We start from the raw sequence: 1,503 nt of genomic DNA, 5'->3' as shown, positions 1-1,503 counted from the left end.
CGTTGGCAACAATTAAAACAAACTAAAATGGAACGATTTTATTTATCAATTTTTACGATTTTCTTCCTCAATATTGTACAAGGGCAAAATATTGAACAATCCATTGATAGTTTAATGGCAAAGCAATCTTGGAATGATAAACCTGGTGTAGAAATTTTCGTTAAAAATAAATCTAAAGTATTATACCATAAAGCTTTTGGAATTGCCGATTTAGAGTCAAAGAATAAGCTCGAAATAAACTCGGTATATGACATAGCTAGTGTAAGTAAAGAATTTACTGCTATTAGTATTTTACAATTAGTTGAGAGAAAACAACTCGAACTAACCGATGATATTAGAAAATTTATTCCAGACTTTCCCACACAAGAAAATATTATAACTATCGAAAATTTGCTGACTCATACTTCAGGAATCAAAAGACATACAGATTTAAACTGGGCAGAAAATGAAGCTAGCAAGGAATTTAAAAAAAGTATTGATGTAATTAATTATTTTAAGCAAGACTCTTTAGATTTCCTACCAAATCAGAGACATTCTTATGTAAATATGAACTACATATTACTTGGACATATCATCGAAAAGATATCTGGGAAAACATATGAAGAGTATATTAGAAAAAATATTTTTGAACCATTGAATATGTCCAACACCTTTTTTCCTAAAGATGGTCAAAATATAACTAACAAACCAAAAGGATATGAAAAGGAAAATAATGACTTTGTACCACACAGACCTCATTCATATACCCAATCAAAAGGACCTGGAGCCATCCACAGTACGGCAAAAGATTTAGCAAAATGGTATGAAGGACTTTCCACCTTTAAAGTCATCTCAAAAGAATCGCTCTACAAAGCTTGGAAACCATACAAAGCGAATAATATAGAATTGTCTAATTATGGGTATGGATTTTATACCGATAAGAAATTTGGAAAGCTAACTGTTTTTCATAATGGCTTTACTTTTGGTTATTCCACGTCTGACTTATATTTCCCTGAAGATGATTTATTGATTATTGTTTTTTCTAACGTAAGTGATATAAAAACCATTAACACCAATACCATAATATTTGATATTGCTTCGACTATGTACCAAAGAGCAGTCCCTAAACTAACTGCTGAAATGTTAGATAGTTATGTCGGAACTTATAAGATGACAGAAGGATTTGGAGCAAAGGTATATCGAGAAGATATGCAACTACTAATTTCTGTAGATGGAGGAAAGGCTGACAAATTATTTCCAGAGACAAAGACTTTATTTATGGTTAAAGATTTTCCTGCAAAAGCTGAATTTATCCCTTCAGCAAATGGAGGTAAAATGGGTATAGTACTTTCTATGGGACCAAACCGATTTGAGGGAACAAAAGAATAATAACTGTTGCCAACAATGTGTATAATTCATTGCTAGTAATCGCCTACTTACGAATGTACTCACGGACTTTCTATCTGTGATTTATTTGCTAAATTTAGTGCTTAATCACGCAACGAAATCATACACTAGACCGTT

1 protein-coding gene is annotated in these 1,503 nt (G+C 31.7%); it reads left to right on the top strand.

Annotation, left to right across the window (positions count from 1 at the left end; genetic code table 11):
* On the top strand, positions 1–1,368 hold a 1,368-nt coding region (locus HM983_RS15730; RefSeq protein ID WP_218841880.1), incomplete at its 5' end, for a serine hydrolase.
* Positions 1,369–1,503 lie beyond the last annotated feature (135 nt).

This window comes from Winogradskyella ursingii (assembly GCF_013403975.1).
GTDB classification, from domain to species: domain Bacteria; phylum Bacteroidota; class Bacteroidia; order Flavobacteriales; family Flavobacteriaceae; genus Winogradskyella; species Winogradskyella ursingii.
The sequence above is the reverse complement of the archived record's forward strand: the minus strand, read 5'-3'. Positions and strand labels throughout refer to the sequence as shown.